This is a genomic window from Microbacterium foliorum (assembly GCF_003367705.1).
GTDB lineage: Bacteria > Actinomycetota > Actinomycetes > Actinomycetales > Microbacteriaceae > Microbacterium > Microbacterium foliorum.
Window position 1 is genome coordinate 148,504 of the sequence record NZ_CP031425.1, and the last position, 16,352, is coordinate 164,855.

The 16,352-nt window shown below is 68.7% G+C and carries 16 protein-coding genes and 1 pseudogene; 6 read left to right on the forward strand and 11 right to left on the reverse strand.

Features of this window, described 5'->3' with window-relative positions; translation table 11 throughout:
• Window positions 1-70 precede the first annotated feature (70 nt).
• On the forward strand, window positions 71-652 hold the full coding sequence (locus tag DXT68_RS00765; RefSeq protein WP_052677558.1) for a helix-turn-helix domain-containing protein: 582 nt from the start codon (window positions 71-73) through the stop codon (window positions 650-652).
• Between the two features lie 3 nt (window positions 653-655).
• On the opposite strand, the gene DXT68_RS00770 is transcribed toward DXT68_RS00765, so the two are convergent.
• The 7 genes from DXT68_RS00770 to DXT68_RS00800 form a co-directional block, all read right to left on the reverse strand.
• Complete coding sequence (locus DXT68_RS00770; RefSeq protein WP_082068749.1) at window positions 656-1,873, reverse strand: FUSC family protein; 1,218 nt, start codon at window positions 1,871-1,873, stop codon at window positions 656-658.
• A gap of 158 nt (window positions 1,874-2,031) precedes the next feature.
• A complete protein-coding gene (locus tag DXT68_RS00775; protein ID WP_045252490.1) occupies window positions 2,032-2,718 on the reverse strand; it encodes a hypothetical protein in 687 nt (228 codons plus the stop codon).
• Window positions 2,718-3,629, reverse strand: a complete 912-nt coding sequence (locus DXT68_RS00780; protein WP_045252491.1) for an ABC transporter ATP-binding protein — start codon at window positions 3,627-3,629, stop codon at window positions 2,718-2,720. Before DXT68_RS00780 ends, DXT68_RS00775 begins: the two co-directional genes overlap by 1 nt.
• Complete coding sequence (locus DXT68_RS00785) at window positions 3,626-4,033, reverse strand: GntR family transcriptional regulator (RefSeq protein WP_045252492.1); 408 nt, start codon at window positions 4,031-4,033, stop codon at window positions 3,626-3,628. The genes DXT68_RS00780 and DXT68_RS00785 overlap by 4 nt, the downstream gene beginning before the upstream one ends.
• Before the next feature lie 647 nt (window positions 4,034-4,680).
• On the reverse strand, window positions 4,681-5,481 hold the full coding sequence (locus tag DXT68_RS00790; protein WP_045252516.1) for an ABC transporter permease subunit: 801 nt from the start codon (window positions 5,479-5,481) through the stop codon (window positions 4,681-4,683).
• Window positions 5,478-6,605: an ABC transporter ATP-binding protein gene (locus DXT68_RS00795; protein WP_082068753.1), complete on the reverse strand. Its 1,128-nt coding sequence runs from the start codon at window positions 6,603-6,605 to the stop codon at window positions 5,478-5,480. Before DXT68_RS00795 ends, DXT68_RS00790 begins: the two co-directional genes overlap by 4 nt.
• Window positions 6,602-7,258, reverse strand: a complete 657-nt coding sequence (locus DXT68_RS00800) for a TetR/AcrR family transcriptional regulator (RefSeq protein ID WP_045252515.1) — start codon at window positions 7,256-7,258, stop codon at window positions 6,602-6,604. The genes DXT68_RS00795 and DXT68_RS00800 overlap by 4 nt, the downstream gene beginning before the upstream one ends.
• A gap of 61 nt (window positions 7,259-7,319) precedes the next feature.
• Between DXT68_RS00800 and DXT68_RS00805 the strand changes: the two genes are divergently transcribed.
• The 5 genes from DXT68_RS00805 (at window position 7,320) to DXT68_RS00825 (ending at window position 13,851) form a co-directional block, all read left to right on the forward strand.
• Window positions 7,320-8,540 (forward strand): class I SAM-dependent methyltransferase, encoded by a 1,221-nt coding sequence (locus tag DXT68_RS00805; RefSeq protein ID WP_045252514.1) that lies wholly within the window; start codon window positions 7,320-7,322, stop codon window positions 8,538-8,540.
• A gap of 355 nt (window positions 8,541-8,895) precedes the next feature.
• On the forward strand, window positions 8,896-10,200 hold the full coding sequence (locus DXT68_RS00810) for a quaternary amine ABC transporter ATP-binding protein (protein ID WP_045252513.1): 1,305 nt from the start codon (window positions 8,896-8,898) through the stop codon (window positions 10,198-10,200).
• On the forward strand, window positions 10,200-11,222 hold the full coding sequence (locus DXT68_RS00815; protein ID WP_045252519.1) for an ABC transporter permease: 1,023 nt from the start codon (window positions 10,200-10,202) through the stop codon (window positions 11,220-11,222). The genes DXT68_RS00810 and DXT68_RS00815 overlap by 1 nt, the downstream gene beginning before the upstream one ends.
• Window positions 11,223-11,306: 84 nt before the next feature.
• Window positions 11,307-12,224, forward strand: coding sequence for a glycine betaine ABC transporter substrate-binding protein (locus DXT68_RS00820; protein ID WP_045252512.1), 918 nt, complete (start codon window positions 11,307-11,309; stop codon window positions 12,222-12,224).
• 166 nt (window positions 12,225-12,390) lie between these two features.
• Window positions 12,391-13,851 (forward strand): lipase maturation factor family protein, encoded by a 1,461-nt coding sequence (locus DXT68_RS00825; protein ID WP_045252518.1) that lies wholly within the window; start codon window positions 12,391-12,393, stop codon window positions 13,849-13,851.
• A gap of 46 nt (window positions 13,852-13,897) precedes the next feature.
• Here the strand turns inward: DXT68_RS00825 and DXT68_RS00830 are convergent, their stop codons facing one another.
• The 4 genes and pseudogenes from DXT68_RS00830 to DXT68_RS00845 form a co-directional block, all read right to left on the reverse strand.
• Window positions 13,898-14,665 carry an ABC transporter permease gene (locus DXT68_RS00830; protein ID WP_045252511.1) on the reverse strand — a complete coding sequence of 256 codons (768 nt, stop codon included), beginning with the start codon at window positions 14,663-14,665 and terminating at the stop codon, window positions 13,898-13,900.
• Entirely contained in the window at window positions 14,662-15,462 is an 801-nt protein-coding gene (locus DXT68_RS00835) for an ABC transporter ATP-binding protein (protein WP_045252510.1), read from the reverse strand. Before DXT68_RS00835 ends, DXT68_RS00830 begins: the two co-directional genes overlap by 4 nt.
• Window positions 15,459-15,830, reverse strand: a complete 372-nt coding sequence (locus DXT68_RS00840) for a DUF1048 domain-containing protein (protein ID WP_045252509.1) — start codon at window positions 15,828-15,830, stop codon at window positions 15,459-15,461. Before DXT68_RS00840 ends, DXT68_RS00835 begins: the two co-directional genes overlap by 4 nt.
• A gap of 139 nt (window positions 15,831-15,969) precedes the next feature.
• A pseudogene (locus DXT68_RS00845) lies at window positions 15,970-16,293 on the reverse strand (PadR family transcriptional regulator); the annotation flags it as partial.
• Between the last annotated feature and the right edge of the window lie 59 nt (window positions 16,294-16,352).

Sequence of the window (16,352 nt, forward strand, 5' to 3'; positions counted from 1 at the left end):
TCACGATAGTTCCGCAAGAACAATTGCGCAATACTTATTGCGCAATTTCGCGTGCGGATAGACTGCGAGGATGACGGAGTCGCAGAGCGGAGAAGACCAGGTCTGGATGACCACGGCCATGCTCAAGGCCTATGCGCACCCGCTGCGGCGTCAGATGATCCGGCTCTTCGCGCGCCGCGAGCACCTCCGTGCAGCCGACGTGGCGGAAGACCTCGGCGTCGCCCCGAACAGCGCGAGCTTTCACCTGCGGGTCCTCGCCGATGCCGGGCTGATCGAAGAGGCGCCGGAGCACGCGAGAGATCGCCGCGACCGGGTCTGGAAGTCGCGCAAGGGGTCGATCAACCTCGGCGGCCCCGAGCATCCGGTGCCGGACGAGGCGCTGGGGACCGCGATGGTGCGCTCGCTCGCCGAAGACCATCAGGAGATGATGGCGCGGGTGATCGCCTGGACCCCCGAGTACCTCTCCGGACGCGCGACCGAGATCCACGCCGCGTTCTCGCAGCGCATGGTGCGGCTGACCGAGTCCGAGTTCGACGCGGTGATGGAGCGTGTGCAGGAGGTCATCACCGAAGCGGTCGACGCGCACGATCCGAACGATCCCGACGGGCGTCCCTGGCAGATCGACATCCTCGCCGCCGACGACACCATCTGACCGTCAGTCGCGGGTGGCCCGGTCGCCCTCGGGCTCCGAGGCCTCCGTCTCGGACGTCTCGGCTTGCGGCTCCGGCGTCTCCGTCGGCTCCGGTGTCTCCCTCGGCTCCGGCGTCTCCTCCTCCGGCTCCCGGTGGCCGCTGACGATCAGGATGCGACGAAGGTGCATCGCGGCGAGCACGCCAGGCCCCATGGAGCGATGCTGCCGGATCGTGCGGTCGTCGACCGTCTCGAGCAGCAGCCGGATCGCACGCGCCGCCTCGCCACGCGCCCGATGGTCTGCGGAGTCGACCGGATCCTGCTGCGCGATCACGTCGGCGACGGCCCGGCACGCGGCCGACAGCGGCTCGGGAAGCGCGGGGTCGAGATCGAGAGCCCCCGGACGGTCCCAGATGGTGTCGGCGATCTCGTCCGAGATGTCGCGGATGAGATGGGCGATCCGGTCGAGACGGGCCAGCTCTTCGTGGATGTGCCGGGTCTCGCCGCGGCGGCCCCATGCCCGGGGATTGCCGCGTCGGCTGTCGTCGGCCTCGGCCAGCGCCGAGCGCAGGGCGGCCGTGGTGTCGGCGAGGGATGCGGCATCATTCGCCCACTGCTGGTGCTCGGGAGGCCAGGATTCCGACACGGCGGCACCGATGTCCTCGAGGTGCGCGCTCAGCTGCGAACGGAACTCGTCGACCTGCGCCGAGGCCGCGAGGGTGAGGGGAGCAGGGGCGATCACCACATTCACGATCAGGCCGATGACGACGCCGACGGCCATCTGCACGAGATATCCGAGCGAGTAGTCGTCGGCGTTCTGCCCGCCGACGATCAGCACGAAAAGCGCGGCGATCGGCACATACTCCCGGCCCGCGCCGAACCAGCCGGTACCCGAGACCAGCACGCCGATCCCGACGACCACGGGGATCGTCCACCAGTTCGGACCGACGGTCATGACCACCAGGAATGCCAGCCCGATGCCGGTGGCGAGGCCGATCAGCGTCTGCAGTCCCGAGCGCACCGATCCCATCAGCGTGGGGTACATGCTCACGAGGGCGCCGAGCGGCGCGTAGTAGGGGTACTGCTCCGTGACGCCGGGCATGTGCGGCGCGATCATCCAGGCGAGTCCGACGGCGAGCGTCGTCTTGGCGACCAGGAGCAGGCGTGCGGGGTGCACCGCCTCGCGGATCGACCGGCCCGCGCCCACACGGCGTGCGCGCCATCGCGTTCTGATGTCGGTCACTGCATCCTCCCGTCCGCCTCCCGGAGGGTGACGCTAGTCGGGAGCGCGCGCATCGCTCCAACGGGTTGCGCCGTCGGCGACGGACGGCTAAGCGCACGCGCGGCGGCGCCGACCCCGAGGGGTCGACGCCGCCGTCACCGGTCTCGGAGGCCGAGGTGTCAGGGGGTCGCCCGGCGGAAGGCGAAGAACGACACCGCGCCGAGCAGCACCACGATCGCGAGGCCCCACAGTGCGAGCCCGAGTGCGCCGAGATCGCCCATCGCGAGCCCGACCTGGACCCACAGCTCGAGGCGGGTGACGAGGAACACGAGACCCACCAGCACGAGGGAGAGTCCCACGCCGACGATCGTCACCACCGTGGGCCCCCAGCTCTTGTAGATCGTGGCCCCGGTGAAGCCGAGGACGAAAAGGAAGAGCGCGAGGGTGAAGTAGACGACGAACGCCCCGAGCGGACCCGCCTCCCACAGCCATGGCAGGTAGAACATGTAGCCGTTGACGCCGTAGCCGTTCGTCGCGACCTCGATGCCCCCGCCGAGCAGGAACAGAGCCGCGAGAAAGGCGCTGCCCAGGATCGCGGTGAGCATCGTGCCGACGAAGAAGTCGCGGCGGGTGATGCTCATGGCCTGCGAGAACGGGAAGGTGAGGGTCATCGCCGAGATCCCGATGGCGAAGAAGTACCAGAGCGGGGCCTGTCCGCCCCCGCCGTACTTGGGTCCGTCGCCGGGGATCATCGCGTAGATGAGCACCGAGAGCACGGTCGCCGAGCCGAGGATGATCAGCGGCACCCAGACGAACGTCTGACGGTTGATCAGCTGCAGGCGGATGACGTTGAGTGTGCGTCGCATCAGAGGACTCCTTCCTTCGCGGTCGAGGCTCTGTCGGCTGCCTCGGCCTTCTGGGTGAGACGGACCACCAGCTGCTGCAGCGAGACGGGCGTCAGATCGAGGCCGGACGCCGTGACCTCGGCCCGCTCCGCGGCGGAGAGCGCCCCGAGCACGGTGACCGAGGCCACGCGTCCGAGGGCCTCGCGGTGCAGGATCTCGCGGCCGGAGGCCCAGGCGTCGACCGCCTCCGCATCGCCGACCACGGTGACGGCGCGGTCGCGCACGGCATCCGTGTCCTCGTTGAGGATGATGCGACCGCTGTCGATCACGATGACCTTCTCGATGAGGTTCGAGACCTCGTCGATCAGGTGCGAGGACAGCACGATGGTGCGCGGATGCTCGGCGTAGTCCGCGAGCAGCCGGTCGTAGAAGATCTGCCGAGCCACCGCGTCGAGACCGAGGTACGGCTCGTCGAAGAACGTGAGATCGGCGCGGGAGGCGAGTCCGATGATGACTCCGACCGCCGACAGCTGGCCCCGCGAGAGCTTCTTGATCGTCTGCTTCATCGGCAGCTGGAACTCCGCGATCAGCTCGTCGGCGAGATCCTGATCCCAGTTCTCGAAGAACAGGCGCGCCGCGGCGAAGGCATGACGCGGGTAGGCGTCATCCGGGTACTTCTGGCCCTCGCGCACGAAGCACACGCGGTTCAGCACCCGCGAGTTCTCGTAGGGGTGCTCCCCGAAGACGCGCACGGTTCCGGAGGACTCGAAGTTCTGGGCGGTGAGGATCGACATGAGTGTCGTCTTGCCCGCGCCGTTGCGGCCGAGGAGACCGTAGATGGCGCCCCCTTCGAGGCTGAGCGAGATGTTGTCGAGCGCGCGGGTGTCTTTGTAGCGCTTCGTGAGGTTCTGCACCTCGATGACGGCGGTCATGCTCCGGTCTTCCCTTCTGCTCGGGGTGTGGCGGGATCTGCGATGGTCTGTGCCGCACGCTCGCGAAGGAGGGCGGCGAGGTCCTCGGCTCCGAGCCCGAGCGTGCGGGCCTCGGAGAGGAGGGGGTCGATGAAGCGGTCGGCGAAGGCCGCCCGGCGCTCGCCGAGCACGAGATCCCGAGCCCCGGATGCGACGAACATGCCGATGCCGCGGCGCTTGTACAGCACTCCCTTGTCGGTGAGCATGGCGACTCCCTTCGCTGCGGTCGCGGGGTTGATCCGGTAGAAGCCGGCGAGCTCGTTGGTCGACGGGGCCTGCGCCTCCTCGGACAATGAGCCGTCGAGGATCGAGTCCTCGATCTGCTCGGCGATCTGGAGGAAGAGCGGCTTGCCTTCGTCGATCACGAGTCCTCCGCGGTGGTTAGTGGGTTAGTTGCTAGACTAGGTAACCACTGAACCTGGGTCGTGTCAACCCTTCTGCGTGCCGGCCCCCGCCTGCATCCGCGTCGTCGCTGCGGAGTCGGGTCGGGCGGGGTCACTTTCGCACCCTCGCTGGCGCCCCCTACTCGCGCGGGGTCACTTTGGCATCCTCGCGGGCGCCCAGGCTTGGGCGGGGTCACTTTGGCATCCTCGCGGGCGCCCAGGCTTGGGCGGGGTCACTTCTGCATCGGAAAAGCTCGATAGCGGTGCGGAAATGACCCCGCTGGGTGGGGCGGTGCGGAAGCGGCCCCGCTGGGTGGGGCGGTGCGGAAGTGGCCCCGCTGGGTGGGGCGGCGTCGCTTCGCATCCTCGCTGGCGCGTCCACACTGGGCGGGGTCACTTTGGCATCCTCGCGGGCGCCCAGGCTTGGGCGGGGTCACTTCTGCATCGGAAGAGCTCGATAGCGGTGCGGAAATGACCCCGCTGGGTGGGGCGGTGCGGAAGCGGCCCCGCTGGGTGGGGGCGGGCGAGCGGCGGGCGAGCGGCGGGCGGGGGCGAGCGGCGGGCGGGGGCGGGCGCGCGGCGGGCGGGCGAGCGGCGGGGGCGGATGCCGGGGCATCCGCCCCCGGCCGTCAGCCGCGCAGGTCGCGGGTGCGCAGCGCGACGATCGAGGCGACGACGAAGGCGAGCGCCAGGCCCCACGTCAGCGCGAGGCCGCCGGGGTCGACGCCGTCGGCCAGCGGCGACTGCCGGTAGACCCATGCATATGGCGAGAGGGCGTTCAGCCAGTCGAGATCCGTCGACTGCTTGGCGAGCGCCTGCAGGATGTACCCGACCACCGCGATCCCTGCGCCGACACCGGTCGCCCAGACCCGGCGCCCGGTCGCAGCCCCCGCGAGCAGGGCCGCGGATGCCGTGAGGAACGCGAGCCCGCTGAGCGCCGCACTCGCGCCGACGATCCGCGAGCCCGCGAGGCCGAGCTCGGCGGAGTCGTTCAGAGACCAGACGACGAAGCCCGAGAACGCACCGAGCCAGAGCAGGCGGACGAGCACGGCGACCGCCGACTCGAGCGCGTACTGACCGCGTCCGATCCCGTGCGCGAGGTCGAGCTCGGCTCGTCCGCTCTCCTCCGCCCCGGCGATCGCGGCGGAACCCCAGAGCACCGCGGCGATCGTGAGCAGCAGAAAGCCCATCAGTCCGTAGAAGGTGCTCTGCGTGTACCCGGCGCCGCTGGAGATCTGGTCGTATCCGATGGTCTCGACGAGCTGTTTCGGCAGCGCCGAGATGATGTCCTGCAGCTGCCCGTTGCCGCCGAGGCTCGGGTACAGCGGAAGGTAGAGGAGGAGCACGGCGGCGAGGCCGACCGTCCACCCGAGCAGGCTCCGCCACGAGTCGCGCAGGCTGCGCCGGAACACCGGCAGGATGCCGTTCATCGCCGTCCCTCCCCGTCGCGCATCGAGCGTCTCGTCCGGCGCTCGGCACGGGTCTCGACACGCGCCTCGGCACGGGTCTCGACAGCGGGATCGACACGGGTCTCAACAGCGGGATCGGCACGGGTCTCGACAGCGGACCCGGCGTCGGGCTCGGCAGCACCCGTGCGGCGCTCGCCGCGTGATCGAACCGACGCTGCGCTTGCCGCCGAGTCGCCGTAGAGCCGCAGCACGGACTCCTCGAGGTCGGGTTCCTCGACCGTCAGGTCTCGCACCTCGAACGGGGCCAGCGCCTTGATGAACGGGTCGATGGCGCCCTCGATCGTGCCCGACAGCTGCAGGATGCCGTCGGCATCCGTCGCGTCGATCCCGCTCAGCCCCGGAACCCGGTCGAAGCCGGCGCGCGTTGCGGCGGCATCCGTCGTCGAGATCTCGACGCGCACCCGGCGGATGGAGCCGAGCCGCAGCGAGGCGACGTCGCCGTCGGCGACCACTCGGCCGTTCGCGAGCACGGCGACCTCGTCGGCGGTCTGCTGGATCTCGCTGAGCACGTGCGAGCTGAGCAGCACGGTCTGCCCCGCGTCCCTCGCTTCGCGCACCATCTGCAGGAACTCGCGCTGCACCAGCGGGTCGAGGCCGCTGGTGGGTTCGTCGAGGATCAGCAGCTCCGGCCGATGCATGAAGGCCTGGATGAGCCCCACCTTCTGCTTGTTGCCCTTCGACAGCGTGCGGACGGGACGTGAGAGGTCGACGCCGAGGCGGTCAGCGAGATCTCGTCCCGTGCGCAGCGTGGTCGCGGCGTCGCGCATTCCCGACACCTGCGCGTAGAACGACAGCATCCGATGGCCGCTCGATCGCCCCTCGAGGTGCAGTTCTCCTGGCACGTAGCCGATGCGTCGCCGCAGTGCCGCCCCGCCGTGACGCGGGTCCTCACCGAGCACACGCACCGTGCCGGACGAGGGGCGGATGACATCGACCAGGGTGCGCAGAGTGGTGGTCTTGCCGGCGCCGTTCGGGCCGATGAGCCCGAAGACGGTGCCGGGGCGCACGTGCAGACCGAGCTCGTGCAGCGCGATGCGGCTGCCGTACCGCTTGTGCAGGCGGTCGATCTCGACGGTGTCGGTCATGATGCGTCTCCTTCCGAGGCGGTCCCCTCTGACGAGAGGGCGTTGCGGGCACTGTCGAGCAGCGCGGTCGTCGAGTAGATGCCGTGCGTGAGCAGCTCGAGTGTGGGCAGCGTCAGGCGGAGGAGCCCCGCGGGACTCAGCTGATCCGTGCCCAGTGCGCGCGCGATCTGACTGCGCATCACGACGGGGCCGAGGCCCATCAGAGTCACGAGCAGGGTCGTGAGCTCGGGGTCGCTCATGGGCTCGAGCATCCCCGCGTCGCGCTGCTCGGCGAGCACGCTGCGGGTGCTCGCCAGAAAGCTGTCGAACAGTCGATCGGCGGCGGGCGAGCCGTCGACGAGCATCCGTGAGAGGTAGTCGACGTACCTGCCGTAGCGGTCGAGATCGTGCAGGGCGGCGCGGATGCGGTCGCCGGTCGGCGCCTCGATGAGGTCGTGCTCGTCATCGATGAATACGCTGACCACGTACTCGTCGCACTCGGCGCGGAGGGTGTTCTTGTCGCCGAAGTGGTGCACGATCAGCGCGGCGCTGACCCCGGCCTCCGCGGCGATCGCTCGCAGGCTCGTGGCGTCGAATCCGTCGCGGGCGAAGGCGGCGATCGCGGCGTCGCGGATGCGGGCACGAGCGGTGAGGTCGTTAGCTGCTGAACGCATGTACAGCAGACTAAACAGTTGTTCAGTCCACGTCAAGGGGAGCCACTCGTAGTCTGGAGGCGTGGACTTCCCCTACAGCCGCCTGCGCCGCTGGCCCGATGTCGAGGCCGACAATCTGCAGGCCCACGATGCGACTGATCTGCTGCTCGTCGAGCGCGCCCTGTCGCTCGGGATCGACGGAGGGGAGGCCGTGGTCATCGGTGACGACTACGGTGCGATCACGCTCGCGCTGGCCGCCGCCGGTCTCGACGGCATCCGTGTTCATCAGGACCTCGCGACCGGGCGACGCGCCCTCGCGCGCAACGCCGACGAGCTCGGGCTCGCCGGGTTCTCCGCCCATGAACTCGACGTCGCACTGCTCGGCGGGGCGCGGCTCGTGCTGCTGCAGCTGCCGAAGGCCCTCGCCGAGCTCGACGAGATCGCCGACGCGGTCGCGCGGTGGGCCGCCCCGGACGTCGTGCTCGTCGCCGGCGGTCGCGTGAAGCACATGACGATCGCGCAGAACGAGGTGCTCGGACGCCGCTTCGCGCACGTGCAGGCCCAGCACGCCGAGCGCAAGTCACGCCTCGTCGTGGCATCCGAGCCCCGGCCGGTGCCCGCCGAGCCGCCGTTCCCGGTGACCGCGCAGCATGAGGGACTGGTCCTGGTCGCCCATGGTGGCGCGTTCGCGGGCGCGAAGCTCGACATCGGCACGCGATTCCTGCTCGAGGTGCTCGGCCCCGGTGGTTCACAACTCAGCATCGGTTCACAACTCAGCATCGACGCCACCCCGCAGGGTGAAGGCGCCCCGGAAGCGGCCGATCCCGGCAATCCGTGCTGCGTTGTGAACGACCACGGGTCGAGCCCGACACCGATCGTCGTCGATCTCGGCTGCGGAACAGGGGCGCTCGCCGCGTCGTATGCGCTCGCACACCCGGATGCGCGGGTCATCGCCACCGACCGGTCGGCGGCGGCCGTCGCCTCCGCACGTGCCACGGCGGCCGCGAACGGCGTCGCCGACCGCGTCACCGTCATGCACGATGACGCCGGATCGCAGATCGCCGACGCGAGTGCCGATGTCGTCCTCCTCAACCCCCCGTTCCACCTCGGCACCAGCGTGCACACCGGCGCCGCGACGCGCCTGTTCGAGGCCGCCGCGCGCATACTCCGCCCCGGCGGCGAACTGGTCACGGTCTACAACTCGTCGCTCGGATATCGGGGCGAACTCACCCGTCTCATCGGCACCACCGAGCAGCTCCAGCGCACTCCGAAGTTCACGGTGACGCGCAGTGTCCGTCGCTGACCGCACGCCCCGAAACGCCCGCGCGGCAGTGCCGCACCGCCCTGTCCGAAACCCGCACAATCCCCCGGTCAGACGCGGGAACTGAACGGCATCAGAAATTGCGGATTTGCCCCTGACCGGCCGTTTCGGTACGTTGGACGATGGGCCTGACGGCCCGAAGACCAGTCCGCGACCACGTCCTTCTTTCGAATGTGCTGTGCTGCGAAGAGGCGTGGACGTACGGTCGATGCTCTATCGCGGTGGATCCGAAATCCGCCGTCCGCGCCGCCACAGCACCATGTCGAAACGGCCGGGAGGATCACCCGGGCGTAACCGAAGCAGGCTCAGCCGCCCGAAGGCGAGCCGCAGGGGAAACGTGTCCGAAATCGCTCTAGAAGCGCGCAATCTGTACAAGGTGTTCGGGAAGAATCCGAGCAGTGCCGTCCGTCGACTCAAGGCCGGTGAGAGCAGATCCGCCGTCGGCGACGCAGGGACCGCCGCCGTCATCGACGCCAGTTTCACCGTCAACCGCGGCGAGATCTTCGTGATCATGGGCCTCTCCGGCTCCGGCAAGTCCACCATCATCCGCATGCTCAACGGGCTGCACGAGGCGACCGACGGATCCGTCGTCGTGAACGGCGACCCGATCACCGGCATCCCGGCGGGCCGCCTGCGCGAGATCCGCCGCGACCGCATCTCGATGGTGTTCCAGCACTTCGCACTGCTGCCGCATCGCACGGTCGCCGCGAACGTCGCCTACCCGCTCGAGCTCAAGGGCGTCGCAAAAGACGAGCGCCTGAAGAAGGCCGAGGAGATCCTCGCCCTCGTCGGCCTCGAGGGCCAGGCCGAGAAGCTGCCCTCGGAGCTGTCCGGTGGCATGCAGCAGCGGGTGGGCATCGCCCGCGCGCTCGCTGCGGACTCCGACATCCTGCTGATGGACGAGGCGTTCAGCGCGCTCGACCCGCTGATCCGCCGCGAGATGCAGGAGCAGCTGCTCGAACTGCAGGAGAAGCTGCAGAAGACGATCGTCTTCATCACCCACGACCTCAACGAGGCCATGTTCCTCGGCGACCGCATCGCCGTGATGCGCGACGGTCGCATCGTGCAGATCGGAACACCCGAAGACATCCTCACGGACCCGGCGAACGACTACGTCGAGCAGTTCGTGCAGGACGTCGACCGTGCCCGCGTGCTCACCGCCGCGAACGTCATGGAGCGTCCGCGCCCGGTCGTCGCCGAGACGGCGGGCCCGCGCACCGCACTGCGCCAGATGCGCGACGCGTTCATGTCGGCCACGTACGTGACCGGTCGCGACCGCAAGCTGCTGGGCATCGTCACCGACCGCGATGCCGTCAAGCTCGTGCGCAGGGGCGTGTCGACCCTCGAGTCGATCATCAAGCCGGTGCCGCAGAGCGTGAGCGAGGACGAGGTCCTGATGAACCTCTTCGTGCCGTCGGTGGAGTCGCCGCTGCCGCTGGCCGTGGTGGATGCCGCAGGGCGCCTGACCGGCGTGATCCCGCGCATCACCCTGCTCGCAGCGCTGGGCCCCGGCCCCGGTGCGACCGGAGAGATCACGGTGCCGCTTCTGCCGATGCCGCAGGCGGAGATCGATGCGGTGCTCGATGACGGATGGACGGCCGACCCGCAGCCGGCCGCAGGTACGACGGAGGAGGTGCGCTGATGGATGGTTTCCGCATTCCCCTCGGCAGCTGGATCGCGACGGGCGTCGACTGGATCAAGACGAACCTCGACGGTCTGCTCGACGTCATCTCGTTCGTCGTCAGTTTTCTCGTCGACGGCCTCACCCGCGCGCTGCTCAGCCCGCACTTCGTCGTCATCATCCTGATCGCCGCGTTCATCGCGTGGCTCGTGCGCTCATGGCAGCTCGCGATCGGGACGATCATCTCGTTCGGGTTGATCGTGGCCATGAACCTCTGGGTGCCTGCGATGCAGACGCTCGCCCTCGTGCTCGTCGCCGCGGTGATCGCCGTGCTGATCGCCGTGCCGCTCGGCATCTGGTCGGCCCGCAACGCCACCGTGCGCGCGGTGCTCAAGCCCGTGCTCGACTTCATGCAGACCATGCCGGCCTTCGTCTACCTGATTCCGGCGATCGTGTTCTTCAGCATCGGCGTCGTCCCCGGACTCGTCGCCACGGTGATCTTCGCGCTGCCCCCGGGAGTGCGGCTCACCGAACTCGGCATCCGCGGAGTCGACTCCGAGACCGTCGAGGCGGGGCAGGCGTTCGGCGCCAAGCCGGGGCAGATCCTGCGCGGCATCCAGCTTCCGCTCGCGATGCCGACGATCCTCGCCGGCGTCAACCAGGTCATCATGCTCGCGCTGTCGATGGCGGTCATCGCCGGAATGGCGGGTGCGGACGGCCTCGGGAAGATCGTCGTCGAAGCGATCTCGACCATCAACATCGCCAAGGGCGTCGAGGCGGGTCTGGGCGTCGTGCTCATCGCCGTGTTCCTCGACCGCGTCACCGCGGCCCTGGGAGACCTCGGCAGCAACCGCTCGTCGCTGCTCGGCCTGCTCGCGCGTCGTCGGACGGCGCAGCGCCTCGAGGCGGCATCCGCTGAGGCGTCGTCGACCGCATCCGCATCCGTGTCGGCCGAGGCGGCCGACTCGAAGGATGCCGCAGACGCGGCCGAGCGCGAGAAGGCCTCCCCACGCCGCACCGCCGTCGGCGGCGGCGTGCACTGACTCATCCCTCCCGCAAGAGAACAGCAACACCCGCAGTACACAGCAACACAGCACCCATATATACGGAACGAGAGAGAGACACACATGAAGAAGAAGTTCCTGACGATCGCGGCCATCGGAGCCGCAGCGACCCTGACCCTCGCCGGATGCAGCGGCGACGGCATGGGCGGCACCGGTGGAGGCACCGGCGGTGGAGACACCGGATCGGGCGACAAGGGCACGATCACCCTCGGCTTCCTGCCCTCGTGGACCGACGGACTCAGCACCGCGTACCTGCTGCAGGACCAGCTCGAGAAGATCGGCTACACGGTCGAGATGAAGACGCTGACCGAGGCGGGCCCGCTGTACACCGGTCTTGCCCAGGGCGACGTCGACATGTACCCGTCGGCATGGCCGGAGCTGACGCACAAGTCCTACATGGACCAGTACGGCGACGACATCGAAGACCTCGGCGCCTACTACGACAACGCGAAGCTGACCCTCGCGGTTCCGGAGTACTCCGAGCTGAACTCCATCGAGGACCTCGCGGGCAAGGGCGCAGAGCTCGACGGCAAGATCTACGGCATCGAGCCGGGCGCCGGTCTCACCGCGCAGACCCAGAAGATGATGCCCGAGTACGGCCTCGACGGCGAGTATGAGCTCGTCACCTCGTCGACCGCGGCGATGCTCACCGAGCTGAAGTCCGCGACCGACAAGAAGGAGGACGTCGTCGTGACGCTGTGGCGTCCGTTCTGGGCCAACGACGCCTTCCCCGTGAAGGACCTCGAAGACCCCAAGGGTGCGATGGGCGAGGCTGAGGCCCTGCACTTCCTCGGCACGAAGGGCTTCGCCGAGGAGTTCCCCGAGGCCGCCGAGCTGATCGAGAAGATCAAGCTCGACGACGAGCAGTACGGCTCGCTCGAAGACAAGGTCGTGAACGAGTTCGGCGAGGGCAAGGAAGCGGATGCCGTCGACGCATGGCTCGAGGAGCACGGCGACGAGTTCGACTGGGTCGTCAGCTGACCTGAGTCACTGACCTGATTCCGCCCCGGTGGGCGGACTTCTCCCCGATGGGCGGAGGATCTCTCGCAGCTCCTCCGCCCATCGGGGCGTTCACCGCCCGACACATCGGGGCTGGGGTTCGCGCAAGCCCCTCCTGCGTCGACGACGGCGGACGTAGCCTGTGGCCGTGGACGGGTTCGCGGCAGTCGACTTCGGGTTCGCCCGCGAGGTCCTGCAGCGGGCCATCGCGGCGCTGTACCTCGTCGCGTTCATCTCGAGCCTCAACCAGTTCCGGCCGCTCCTCGGCGAACGCGGACTGCTGCCGGCACCGGTGCTGCTCGACTGGGTCGGCGAGAAGAAGGAACGACGGCGGATGCTGCATCCGACGCTCTTCCTCCGCATCCGCTATACCGATCGACGGCTGGTGACGCTGTGCGTCGCGGGCATCATCGTCGCGGCGGCGCTGGTCGGAGGCATCCCGCAGTGGGGGCCACCCTGGGCGCCGATGCTGTGCTTTCTCGCGCTGTGGCTCGGATACATGTCGATCGTCAGCATCGGTCAGACGTTCTACTCGTTCGGCTGGGAGATGCTGCTGCTCGAGGCGGGCTTCCTCGCGGCGTTCCTCGGCTCGCACGATCAGCCGCCGCCGACCGTCGTGATCGTGCTGTTCTGGTGGCTGCTGTTCCGCGTCGAATTCGGTGCCGGCATGATCAAGATCCGCGGCGGGCAGGAGTGGCGAGACCTCACCGCCCTCACCTATCACCACGAGACGCAGCCGATGCCGGGGCCGTTCAGCCGTCAGGCTCACCTGCTGCCGCGCTGGTTCCACCGAGCCGAGGTCGTCGGCAACCATTTCGCGCAGCTCGTGGTGCCGTTCTTCGTCTTCGCGCCGGTCCTGTCGGTGTGGATCCCCGGGCCGATCCCGCAGGTCGTCGGGGCCGTTGCTGCGGCGATCATGATCGCGACGCAGGTGTGGCTCGTCGCGACGGGCAACTTCGCCTGGCTGAACTGGGTGACCATCGTGATCGCCTTCTCGGCGATCGGGCTGCCCGGGATCGGGAATGCGACAGCCTCCGCGGCGCCCTGGCCCGGCATCCCGCTGTACTGGTTCGTGATCACTGCGGCGGTGGGGCTGCTCTACCTCGTGGTGAGCTGGCCGGCGCTGCGCAATCTCTTCGCGCGGCGCCAGGCCATGAACGCGAGCTTCAACCGCTGGCAGCTCGCCAACGCGTATGGTGCCTTCGGCACGGTGACGAAGGAGCGGGTCGAGATCGTGGTCGAGGGGTCGGTGGATGACGACGGTCTGCAGTGGCGCGAATACGAGTTCAGGGGCAAGCCGGGCGATGTGCGTCGCATCCCTCGCCAGTTCGCGCCGTACCACCTGCGCCTCGACTGGCTGATGTGGTTCCTGCCGCTCGGCCGCTCGCTCGACGACTGGTTCACGGTGTTCCTGCTGCGGCTGCTCGAGGCCGACGCGCCGACGCTCGCGCTGCTGCGCGTCGATCCGTTCGACGGCGAACCGCCCAGGTGGGTGCGAGCCGTGTCGTACAGCTACCGCTTCGCGACGCGGGCCGAGCGACGCGACGGTGCCGGAGTGTGGGTGCGCACCCGCCAGGCCGTCGTGCTCGGCCCGCTCGGGCTGCGGTGAGCGCCCGGTCTCCTCCGCCCGAGCGCTCCGTCTCACCGCAAGACGGTCAACTGACCTTCTTGCGGTAGGCGATGATCGCGAACACGTAGCCGACGATCAGGATGCCGACGCACCAGGCGAGCGCGACCCCGATGTCGGTGCCGACCGGTTGCTCGGCGAACAGCGCCTGGATGGTGTTCACGATGGAGGTCACCGGCTGGTTCTCGGCGAACCACCGCACGGGCCCGGGCATGGTGTCGGTCGGTACGAAGGCCGAGCTGATGAACGGCAGGAAGATCAGCGGATACGAGAATGCCGTCGCCCCGTCGATCGTCTTCGCGCTCAGGCCCGCGATGATCGCCAGCCACGTGAGAGCCAGGGTGAACAGCAGCAGGATGCCGATCACGGCGAGCCAGGCGAGGGGGCCGGCTGCGGTGCGGAACCCCAGCACGAATCCGACGGCGAAGATGATCGCCAGGGTGACTCCGTTCGCGACGAGCGATGTGAGCACGTGCGCCCACAGGACGCTCGATCGGGCGATCGGCATGGAGTGGAACCGCTCGAAGATGCCGCTCTGCAGATCGGTGAACAGCCGGTATGCCGTGTAGGCGATGCCCGAGGCCACGGCGATCAGCAGGATGCCGGGCAGCAGGTAGTTGACGTAGTTCTCGGATCCGATGCTCTGCCTGAGCGCCCCTCCGAACACGAAGACGAAGAGCAGCATCAGCGCGATCGGAGTGACCGCCGTGGTGATGATGGTGTCGGTGCTGCGGAAGATGTGCCGCATCGAGCGGCCGGTGAGCGTCGCGGTGTCGGCGACGATGTGCGTGCTCATGCTGCGGTCTCCTCTCCGGAGTCTGTGGTCGACGACGGGCCGACGAGGGCGAGGAAGATCTCCTCGAGGCTGGGTCTCTTCTCGACGTACTCGACCTTGGCGGCCGGCAGCAGTCGTGTGAGTTCGGCGAGGGTGTCGTTCGCGATGATCCGCCCCTCATGGAGGATCGCGATGCGGTCGGCCAGGTGCTCGGCCTCGTCGAGGTACTGCGTGGTGAGCAGCACGGTGGTGCCGGTGTCCGCGAGCTCCTCGACCACGTTCCACACCTCGATGCGCGCCTCGGGGTCGAGGCCCGTGGTCGGCTCGTCGAGGTAGATGACCTGGGGGTGTCCGACGAGGCTCATGGCGATGTCGAGGCGGCGGCGCATGCCTCCGGAGTACGTGCCGACCGTGCGGCCGGCGGCACCCGTGAGTCGGAGCCTGGCGAGCAGGTCGTCGGCGACGGCGCCCGGCTCCGGCAGATGCCGCAGCTTCGCGACGAGCACGAGGTTCTCGCGTCCGGTGAGGATCTCGTCGACGGCGGCGAACTGACCGGTCAGGCTGATCCGCTGCCGCACGGCGAGCGGGTCGGCGGCGACGTCGATCCCCTGCACGGTGGCGATGCCGGCATCCGCGCTCAGCAGCGTCGAGAGGATGCGGACCATCGTGGTCTTGCCGGCGCCGTTGGAGCCGAGCAGGGCGAAGATCGTCCCCGTCTCGACCTCGAAGTCGACGCCGCGCAGCACGCGGAGATCGCCGAAGGACTTCTCGACGCCGCGGACGGCGATGGCCGGTGCGGTCGTGGCGGGATCGGTCATGATCGGGGGCCGCTCTTCTTGGCCTCGTCGACGGCGGCGATCAGGCGGGAGCGCTCCTTGTCGATCCACCGGGTGCCCCCGTATGCCTGGGCGTAGGTCTCGGCGAATTCGACCGCGTCATCTCCGACGATGTCGGCGACCGGGGTGCCGTCGACGGCGGCGCGCTCCCAGAGGTCGGCGAGGTCGAGGAACATCTGCACGAGGATGTCGCCGTCGGTGATGCCGCCGTAGCGCATCGAGTAGCGATGCTGCGCGACGGCGACCGTGCGATACGGCTCGGGGAGCGATTCGATGCGCTTCTTCGCATCGCGGTACTGCTTCTTCTGTTCGAGCGATCCGGTGAGCGCTTCGATCCATTTCGCGGCCATGTCAGTTCTCCTCGGTGTTCGTGTTCGTGTTGGTGTTGGTGTTGGTGTTCGTGTTCGTGGTGGTGGTGTTCGCGGCGGGTGCGGTGTTCGTGTTCGGTGCGGTGTCCGCGCCCGGTGCGGTGTCCGCAGAGATGTCGGAGCCGCCGGGGCGCAGGCTCTCGATGTGCTGGGACAGAAAGGTCCAGGTCGTCCAGAAGTCCTCGAGATCCCGGCGGCCGTCGGCATTGAGTGTGAAGACCTTGCGGGGCGGCCCCTTCTCGCTCGGGACCTTCTCGACATCGACGAGCTTCTTCTGCTCGACGCGCACGAGCAGGGCGTAGATCGTGCCCTCGGCGATGTCGGTGAAGCCGTGGTCTCGCAGACGCGCGGTGATCTCGTAGCCATAGGCCGGCTGCTCGGCGAGGATCGCCAGGACGATGCCCTCCAGAGCGCCTTTGAGCATCTCGGTCATCTGTTTGCTCATGACTGCCTCTTCCGTCGAATTTGGTACTCAGTGTTGCTGGGTACCGGTACAAAGTAACA